The organism is Burkholderia sp. TSV86 (assembly GCF_001522865.1).
Lineage (GTDB): Bacteria > Pseudomonadota > Gammaproteobacteria > Burkholderiales > Burkholderiaceae > Burkholderia.
In genome coordinates this window covers 1-689 of the sequence record NZ_LOWB01000053.1, presented here as the reverse complement: position 1 = coordinate 689, position 689 = coordinate 1, and the positions used below count along the sequence as shown (strand labels likewise).

At 57.6% G+C, this 689-nt stretch carries 1 protein-coding gene; it reads left to right on the top strand.

Annotated features, from left to right (window positions below):
• Positions 1 to 541 (top strand): tyrosine-type recombinase/integrase (locus WS68_RS08560; RefSeq protein ID WP_156429408.1); only part of this gene is annotated, 541 nt, incomplete at its 5' end.
• Positions 542 to 689 lie beyond the last annotated feature (148 nt).

Below are 689 nucleotides of genomic sequence, written 5' to 3'. Positions count from 1 at the left end.
CACCGGTGCCCGGGTGCAGGAGTTGATTGACCTGAACGTCAGCGACGTGCGCCTGGATTCTCCATCGCAGGTGCGGCTCATGGGAAAGGGGCGAAAGCCGCGCGCCGTACCTCTGATGGACTCGACAGTCGAACTGCTGCGCCAGTATCGACGCGACAGCAACCTCGATCGTCCTGAACAAGCCGACAAGCCGCTCTTCCGGAACCGGCAAGGCACAAGGTTATCGCGCTCGGGCGTGCGCTATCTCCTGCAAAAATATGTGATTCCTGTACGGCAAAGTCATCCCGACTTCACACAGCGGGTGAGTCCTCACAGCCTGAGGCACACCAAGGGCATGCACCTGTTGCAGAGTGGCGTGCCGCTCGAGATCATCCGCGACTTCCTCGGTCACGTGGATGTGAAGACAACGGAGATCTATGCTCGCGCAAATCTTGAGATGAAGCGAAAAGCGCTCGAAAAAGCAGTGGACGGTTCGACGCTTCCGCGAATTCCGTCCTGGCAGCAAAACAAGTCCTTGCTCGAGTGGTTGCATTCGCTGTAGCGCCACGGAGGTCACGTACGCCGCATTCGAGCTGCGGGACCTCGCCATCCGTCCAAACATTTATGTCGAGTTCCGGTGACCAGACTCCTTCCGTCTCAACTCCCGGGAATCCAGACTCCGCATAACAACTTTCTGTCGGTAATACATT